General features: G+C 71.6%; 6 protein-coding genes. 3 read left to right on the plus strand and 3 right to left on the minus strand.

Annotated features, from left to right (window positions below; genetic code table 11):
• The 3 genes from O3Q52_RS43330 to O3Q52_RS43340 all read right to left on the minus strand — a co-directional run.
• Positions 1–547: MFS transporter (locus O3Q52_RS43330; protein ID WP_269654022.1), on the minus strand; the 547-nt coding region annotated here is incomplete at its 3' end.
• A 92-nt stretch (positions 548–639) separates the two neighbouring features.
• On the minus strand, positions 640–1,854 hold the full coding sequence (locus O3Q52_RS43335; protein WP_269654023.1) for a lipid-transfer protein: 1,215 nt from the start codon (positions 1,852–1,854) through the stop codon (positions 640–642).
• Positions 1,851–4,145 (minus strand): acyl-CoA dehydrogenase, encoded by a 2,295-nt coding sequence (locus tag O3Q52_RS43340; protein ID WP_269654024.1) that lies wholly within the window; start codon positions 4,143–4,145, stop codon positions 1,851–1,853. The genes O3Q52_RS43335 and O3Q52_RS43340 overlap by 4 nt, the downstream gene beginning before the upstream one ends.
• A gap of 221 nt (positions 4,146–4,366) precedes the next feature.
• Here O3Q52_RS43340 and O3Q52_RS43345 point away from each other — a divergent pair, with 221 nt between their 5' ends.
• From O3Q52_RS43345 to O3Q52_RS43355, 3 genes are all read left to right on the plus strand, one after another.
• Positions 4,367–6,136, plus strand: a complete 1,770-nt coding sequence (locus tag O3Q52_RS43345) for an MFS transporter (protein WP_269654025.1) — start codon at positions 4,367–4,369, stop codon at positions 6,134–6,136.
• 161 nt (positions 6,137–6,297) lie between these two features.
• On the plus strand, positions 6,298–6,948 hold the full coding sequence (locus O3Q52_RS43350) for a class I SAM-dependent methyltransferase (RefSeq protein ID WP_269654026.1): 651 nt from the start codon (positions 6,298–6,300) through the stop codon (positions 6,946–6,948).
• A gap of 129 nt (positions 6,949–7,077) precedes the next feature.
• The gene (locus O3Q52_RS43355; protein ID WP_269654027.1) at positions 7,078–8,100 is read left to right on the plus strand and encodes an AraC family transcriptional regulator; all 1,023 of its coding nucleotides are present in this window, start codon (positions 7,078–7,080) and stop codon (positions 8,098–8,100) included.
• The last annotated feature ends 344 nt before the right edge of the window (positions 8,101–8,444 follow it).

Raw genomic sequence — 8,444 nt, forward strand, 5'->3', positions numbered from 1 at the left:
GGACCCACGGCCATGACAACCCGCCGACCAGGACCCCGCCGACGAGCCCGCCGGCCGCGCCGCCGCCCCCGCCGACGGCAGTCCAGGGCGCGATGGCCCGCGCGCGTGCCGCACCCTCGGGCACGGCCGACGTCAGGATCGTCAGCGTCGAGGGCGCGAGCACCGCCGCCCCGAGACCCTGTACGGCCCGCGCGGCCAGCAGTTGCCAGCCCTCCTGGGCGAGCCCGCCCGCGAGCGAGGCCAGCGTGAACAGCGCGAGCCCGATCAGGAACATCCGCTTGCGGCCGTACAGGTCCCCGGCCCGCCCGCCGAGCAGCATGAATCCGGCGAAGGCGATGGTGTACGCGTTGACGACCCACTGGAGCCCCGGGGCGCTGAGCCCCAGGTCGGCCCGCATCGACGGCAACGCCGTATTGACCACGGACACATCGAGGACGACGAGGAACTGTCCCGCGCAGGCGAGTGCGACCACCACCCAGGTGGGCGGCGCGGGACGACGGGACACGGGTATCTCTGCGGCGGCTCTGAGGGTGGGCATGGGTGTCATGCTCGCAGTGGTCTTGTGCCCCGTACATCGGAATTTCGCTGGACGGACCGTCCGCCGCAGGACCTAGGACCTCTGCCGCCCTCTCGCACCCGCTAGCCCCGCCTCAGCAGGGTCACCACCGCCGCGCCCCCGAGCCCGATGTTGTGCGCGAGGCCGACGCGGGCGCCCGTCACCTGCCGGGCCGCCGCCTCGCCCCTCAACTGCCAGACCAGCTCGGCGACTTGGGCGATGCCGGTGGCTCCCAGAGGGTGTCCTTTGGAGATGAGGCCGCCCGAGGGGTTCACCACCCAGCGCCCGCCGTACGTCGTCGCGCCCGACTCCACGAGCTTCCCGGACTCCCCCTCCTCGCACATGCCGAGCGCCTCGTACGTCAGCAGTTCGTTGACGGAGAAGCAGTCGTGGAGTTCCACGACGTCGACGTCCTCGATGCCGAGCCCGGCCCTCTCGTACACCTGCCGGGCGGCGGCCCGCGACATCGGCTGCCCGACCACGTCGATGCACGACCCGGAGGCGAACGACTCCTCCGTGTCGCTGGTCATCGCCTGCGCGACGATCTCCACGGCCCGCTCCCCCAGCCCGTGCCGCTCCACGAACCGCTCCGACACGACGACGGCCGCTGCGGCCCCGTCCGAGGTGGGCGAGCACTGGAGTTTGGTCAGCGGCGCGTGGACCGTACGGGCGGCGAGGATCTCATCGACCGAGTAGACGTCCTGGAACTGCGCGTAGGGGTTGCTCGCCGAGTGCCGGTGGTTCTTGGCACCCACGGCGGCCAGTTGCGCCTCGGTCGTGCCGTACTTCTCCATGTGCTCGCGCGCCGCATCGCCGAAGATCTGGGCGGTGGGCGGCGTCATCTCGAAGCCGTGCCGCGCCGCCATCACGGCGTAATGACGCGCCACCGGTGACGTCTTGCTCCAGTCATCAGCGGCTCCGCCGCGGGCACCACCGTCCGCCCCGCCCCCCAGCGCGCCCCGCGCCATCTTCTCGAACCCCAACGCCAGTACGCAGTCGCTCGCGCCGCCCTCCACGAACTGCCGGGCGAGCATCAGCGCGGTCGAGCCGGTCGCGCAGTTGTTGTTCACGTTGTAGACGGGCACTCCGCTCAGGCCGAGTTCGTAGACGGCCCGCTGTCCGGCCGTGGAGGCCTGGAAGCAGTAGCCGACGGGCACCTGCTCCACGGCGTCGTACGAGACCCCGGCGTCCGCGAGGGCTTTGGTGCCCGCCTCCCGGACCATGTCCCAGTACTGCCAGTCCCGGGTCTCGGGCTTCTCGAACTTGGTCATGCCCACACCGACGACGTATGCCTTCATGACTCTCCCCGGTCTCCCGTCCGCTGGTCCCTCGGCAGGCCGAGGATGCGCTCCGCGACCACGTTCAGCTGCACCTGCGTCGTCCCGCCGGCGATGGTCAGACACCGGCTGAGCAGGAATCCGTGCACGGCCCGCTCGCCGGCGCCCTCGCGCAACGCACCGGCCGGGCCGAGGAGTTCGAGTGCCAGCTCGGCGACCTTCTGCTGGTGCGCGGTCTGGACGAGCTTGCGTACGGAGGCGCCGGCGCCCGGGTCCACGCCCGAGACCTGCCGCATGGTCGTACGGAGCCCGATGCAGCCCAGCGCGTGGGCCTCCGCGATCAGGGTTCCGACGCGTTCCCGCACGGCGTCGTCGAGGTCGGCGGAGCGGGCGACGATCGCTTCGAGGCCGGTGCCGAAGGTCAACTGGTCGGCCATGTGGACGCGTTCGTTGCCGAGGGTGTTGCGCGCGACCCGCCAGCCGTCGTCGACCGAACCGACCACGGAGTCGGCGGGCAGCACCACGTCGTCGAAGTAGACCTCGTTGAAGAGCGATTCGCCGGTGATCTCCTTCAGCGGACGGATCTCGATGCCGTCCGTCTCCTTCATGTCGACGACGAAGTACGTGAGCCCCTTGTGCTTGGGGACGTCCGGGTTCGTCCGGGCGAGGAGGATCCCGTAGTCCGCCCACTGGGCCGAACTCGTCCACACCTTCTGCCCGTTGACGCGCCAGCGCCCGTCCGCGGTCCGCTCGGCCCGGGTGCGGAGCGAGGCGAGGTCGGACCCGGCACCGGGCTCCGAGAAGAGCTGGCACCACAGCACGTCCCCGCACAGCGTCGGCAGCAGATACCGCTCCTGCTGCTCCCGGGTCCCGTAGGCGATGAGCGACGGTACGACCCAGGTGGCGATCCCCAGGTCGCCGACGCGCACTCCGGCGGCGGCCAGCTCCTCCTGCACGGCGAGCTGCTGGACGGGCCCTGCACCGAGTCCGTACGGCGGGGGCAGATGGGGTGCCGTGTATCCGGTGGGCGCCAACTCCCTCCGCACGGCGGCCGGTTCGAGGCCGCGTACGCGTGCGATGACGGCGCGGGCCGCCACCCGGTGCCGCGCGGCCTCCGCCTCGGGAAGCTCCGTACGGAGCTCGCGTCTCGCCCCGTTCTCCGCCGCTCCGACAGCCCTCAGGAGATGCCCGCCACCGAGCAACTGCCGTGCCACCAGGGCCCGTCGGAGGTAGAGATGCGCGTCGTGTTCCCAGGTGAAGCCGATGCCGCCCAGCACCTGGACGCAGTCCTTGGCGCACGTGAGGGCCGCGTCGAGCGCGACACCCGCGGCGAGAGCGGTCACCAACTCCCGTACGCCGTGCGGCTCCTGTACGGCCCTGGCCGCGTCCCACGCCAGCGCGCCGGCCCGTTCGACGCGGACCAGCATGTCGGCGCACAGGTGCTTGATCCCCTGGAACTGGCCGATGGGCCGCCCGAACTGCTCCCGCACCTTCGCGTACGCGGCCGCGGTGTCCAGCGCCCACGCGGCGGTCCCGCACGCGTCGGCGGCGAACACGGCGGCCGCCAGGTCCCGCACGAGCGCCGAGTCGACATCGAGGACCCGGTCCGCCGGGACCCGTACCGCCGTGGCCACGACCTCCGCGGTCGCCCTCGTCGGGTCGGCACTCTCGTGGACGCGGACGGAGAGCTGCGAGGCGTCCACGGCCAGCCACAGCGTGCGCCCGCCCGGCACCGAAGCCGAGACCGACGCCGACCTCGACCCCGGCGCCGAAGCCGAGACCGACAACGGCACCGGCACCGACGCCGGGACAGACACGGGCACCGACGCCGCCAGGATCAGCAGGTCCGCGTCGCCGCCGGACAGTACGGGCGGGGCCGTCCCGTCGAGCACGTACCCGTACCCGTCCGCGTCGGCCACGGCGGTCAGCGTCCCGGTCCCGGGGGCGACCGCCCCGATCCGCTCGCCCCCGGCGACATCCCGCACCAGCCCCTCGGCCGCGGCGCCCGCCCTCGCGAGCACGAGCGAGGCGAGCGCGTTCGCCGCGTACGGCCCGGGCAGGGCCGCCCGCGCGGCCTCCTCCAGTACGACGGCGAGGTCGAGCACCGTCCCGCCGCCGCCTCCGCACTCCTCCGGGAGGTGCACCCCGATGAACCCCTGGGCGGCGAGCGCGTCCCAGTGGGCGGGGCGTCCGCCCTGGCCGCCGGGTGCGTCGAGCAGCTTGCGCGTTTCCTCGGGTGGCACCGTCCGGGCGATCCAGCCGCGTACGGCCTCGGCCAGGTCCCGCTGTTCCCGCGTGATCCCGATCCCCATGCGGCGCAGACTAGAACACGTTCCAATCTGACGGAAGGTCAGATGCGGACCGATCCGGTTCCCACCCACTCCTCGCCGGCTCCCCACCCGCTCCTCGTCCACGTCTCCATGTAATGAGAAAGTCAAGAATTCGTTAGCGGCTCGAAGCAACGGAATAGTTGCCTGGGCGCACGGGGTTCACCCTGCACCTACACCGCTCTCGCCTCTGGAGGCAGCACGTAATGACCCGGACAACGACGGAACCGCGCACGCGAAGGCCCAGCGGCGGCGGAATCGTTCCGGTGCTGGCCTTCGCGGGCATCGTTGTCGCGGTGATGCAGACCCTGCTCGTGCCGGTCATCAAGGACCTGCCCGAGCTGCTGGGCACCTCGCCGAGCAACGCCACCTGGGTGATGACCTCGACCCTCCTCGCGGGCGCCGTGGCCACACCGATCATGGGGCGCCTCGGCGACCTGTACGGCAAGCGGCGCATGCTGATCGCGAGCCTGGCCGTGATGGTCGTGGGCTCGCTGATAGCCGGCTTCACCAGTGAACTGCTCGTGATGATCGTCGGCCGTGCCCTTCAGGGCTTCGCGATGGGCGCCATCCCGCTCGGCATCGGCCTGATGCGCGACGGGCTGCCGCGCGAGAAGCTCGGCTCGGCGATGGCCCTGATGAGCTCCTCGATCGGCGTCGGCGGCGGTCTGGCCCTGCCGGTCGCCGCCCTGGTCGCACAGCACGCCGACTGGCACGCGCTGTTCTTCGGCTCCGCGGGCCTCGGCGCCCTCTCGATCCTGCTCACCCTGGTCTTCGTACCGGAATCGCCGATGCGGGCCGTGGGCACCTTCGACGTCTGGGGCGCACTCGGCCTCTCCGCCGGTCTCGTCCTCTTCCTCCTGCCGATCACCAAGGGCAGCGACTGGGGCTGGACGTCCGGCACCACGCTCGGCCTGTTCGGCGCGGCGGCCGTCGTCCTCCTCCTCTGGGGCGTGATGGAGCTGCGTGTGAAGGCTCCGCTGGTCGACCTGCGCACCACGGCCCGCCGCGCGGTGCTCTTCACCAACCTCGCCTCGATCATGGTCGGCGTCGCCTTCTACGCCGTCTCGCTCGTCCTGCCCCAGCTCCTCCAACTGCCCACGTCGACCGGTTACGGCCTCGGCCAGTCCATGGTCGTCGCGGGTCTGTGCGTGGCGCCGCTCGGCCTGACGATGATGTTCACGGCGCCGGTGTACGCCCGTATCTCCGCCAAGTACGGCCCCAAGGTCACCCTGATGATCGGCATGCTGATCATCGCGGTCGGCTACGGCGCCGGTCTCGGCCTGATGAGCGCCGCCTGGCAGACCATCGTCATCGCGGTCGTCCTGGGCGCTGGCATCGGTCTCGCGTACTCCTCGCTGCCCGCACTGATCATCGGTGCCGTGCCCGCGTCGGAGACCGGCGCGGCGAACGGCCTCAACACGTTGATGCGCTCGATCGGTACGTCCGTGTCGAGTGCCGTGATCGGGATGGTCCTGGCGAACACCGCGAACCAGGTGGGTGGCGTGGCCGTCCCTACGATGCACGGCTTCCGGGTGTCCTTCCTGATCGCCACGGGGGCGGTGCTGCTGGGGCTGGTCTTCGCGGCGTTCCTGCCGGGGAAGCGGGCTGCTGTGAACGCGGAGAAGCCGCATCTCGTCGCGTCCAGCGAGGACGCCGAGTACGTCGAGGTCTCGCCCGAAACGGTCCCGGCCGGCCAGGCCGCTCCGGCCGGTTTCCGTGGCCGCGTCCTCACCGCCGACGGTGTTCCGGTCGCCCGGGCCAAGGTCACGCTGATCGACCGGCGGGGGCGGCAGGCGGGGGCGACACTCTCGGCGGAGGGCGGCGACTATGTGCTCGCCGTGCCCTCGGAGGGTGCGTACGTGTTGGCCGTCACGGCCGGGGGCCATGGTCCGCTTGCCTCGGGGGCGAGCCATCCCGGTGGGGTGCGGGTGGTCGAGGTGGATCTCGCGCTGCCGAGCGTCGTCCCTGCGTAGCGCTCCGCTGGGCGGGTCGGATTGAGGCTGCCGGCCGGTGGGGGCTGGTCGCGCAGTTCCCCGCGCCCCTAAAAGCGGGGCTGCGCCCCTGCCCTCTCAAGGGGCCGGGGTGTGGTGCCACCATGGGGCGCCCGGACACCCGTACGACCTGGAGGAACCCCATGCCCGCCGCGCCCAAGCCCGAGATTCTCGCTGCCTTTGAGGGTGCCAAGGGGTTCATGCCCGTCGGGGAAGGGCTGGCGTTGTACGAAGCTGCCGCCGAGGCGGGGCGGCTGGGGCTGCCGCTGCTGGAGGTCGGGACCTACTGCGGGCGTTCCACGGTCCTGCTGGCCGGTGCGGCGCGTGAGGCCGGTGTCACGGCGGTCACCGTCGACCACCACCGCGGCAGCGAGGAGCAGCAGCCGGGCTGGGAGTACCACGACCCGGCGACGGTCGACCCGGAACTCGGCGTCATGGACACGCTCCCGACCTTCCGCCGTACGCTCCACCGGGCGGGTCTGGAAGACCATGTGGTCGCCGTCGTCGGCCGCTCGCCTCAGATCGCCGCCTTCTGGAACTCCCCTCTCGGCCTCGTCTTCATCGACGGGGGCCACACCGACGAGCACGCGACCGGCGACTACGAGGGCTGGGCGCCCCATGTCGCCGAGGGCGGGCTGCTGCTCATCCACGACGTGTTCCCCGACCCGGTGGACGAGTTCACCGGGCAGGCCCCGTATCGCGTGTATCTGCGGGCGCTGGAGTCGGGCGCGTTCACGGAGGTCTCGGTGACGGATTCGCTGCGGGTGCTGCGGCGGACGGGCGCGGGGATCTGAGGGCGGCGCCGGCACGGCCCGAGTCGGCTTCCCAAGGCACCCGAATGCACCGTATGAAGATTGAAGTACCCTCCGCACGGGCGGAATTGGGCGGCAGCGTGCCCGGCGGCCGGGGAGGGACGGGGCGGGATGATCGGGACGGTGTTCCGGAGCGAGGACGTGCCTGCGGAGCACAGGTTCGACTACTGGCGTGAGCTGGTCCACCGGGCGATCGCACCGAGCGACATCACCAGCGACCACGCCGCCGACTTCTGGGCGGAACAGCGCCTGCTGGAGCTGGGGCCCGCGATGGTGTGGCCGGTGTCGGTGGTGCCGACGAGGTTCCGGCGGACCGAGAAGATGGTGCGGCAGTGCGACCCCGAGATGTACCACTTGTCACTGGTGCTCGGCGGTGGGCTGGGGGTCGACCACATCGGACGGGCCGACCTGTACGGCCCACGCGACCTGTGGGTGACCGACACCTCGGAGCCGTACGAGGTGCGACCGCCGCACGACGGGGACCGCCGCCTGGTCACGGGCGTGGCCGTGGACTTCCCCAAGGCACTGCTGCCCCTGCCGCCGGACCGGGTCCGGGAACTGCTGGGCCGGCGGCTGTCGGGACGGGAGGGGACCGGCTCGCTGCTGACGGAGTTCCTCATCGGCCTCGACCGGCAGGCCGACTTCCTCCAGCCGTCCGACGCACCGCGCCTGGGTACGGTCCTGATCGATCTCCTCTCGGCCTGGTTCGCCCAGGTGCTCAATGCGGAGGACGCCCTGCCGCCGGAGACCCGGCACCGGGCCATGACCGCGCACATACGGGCGTTCATCCGGCAGAACCTGCACGACCCGGAGCTGACACCGCCGGTGATCGCCGCCGCACACCACATCTCCGTCAGCTATCTGCACCGGCTCTTCCAGGAACAGGCGCCGGGCGAGGACGGCGAGGTCGAGACGGTCGCGGCCTGGATCCGCCGTCTGCGGCTGGAGGGTGCCAGGCGCGACCTGGCGGACCCCGCGCTGCGCGCCGTCCCGATCCACACCGTCGCCGCCCGCTGGGGTCTCCCGCGCGCCTCCGACTTCGCCCGCGCCTTCCGTACCGCGTACGGGCTCACGCCCAAGGAGTACCGGCTCCAGGCTCTTTCCTCGCCGGAGCAGACGGAGCAGGCGGAGTAGACGCAGAGCGCAGGATCTGTGGACTCACACCTAACGACAGCCCCAGGAGTGACAGACATTCTGATGCGGGGGAAGGCTGCGCAGCCTTCAGGAGGGGCGTCCCACGGGGGAGGACGTCCCTCCTTTTTTAGGTCTTTTCGAGTCCGCGGAAAGAAGAGAAGAAGGAGATGAGCAGTTGATGCGGAGCAGAGTGCCAGGAACGTCCAGGGTGCGAAGACGAGCCGTCGCCGCGGCGGCCGTCGCCCTGCTGAGCGCGCCCGTGCTGGCCGGGTCCTCGTTGACCGGCACGGCGTCGGCGGCGGAGAGCGGCGAGACGGCCGCCACGGTGGTCCCGGCCGTCTCGC

This window comes from Streptomyces sp. ActVer, assembly GCF_027270795.1.
GTDB lineage: Bacteria > Actinomycetota > Actinomycetes > Streptomycetales > Streptomycetaceae > Streptomyces > Streptomyces umbrinus_A.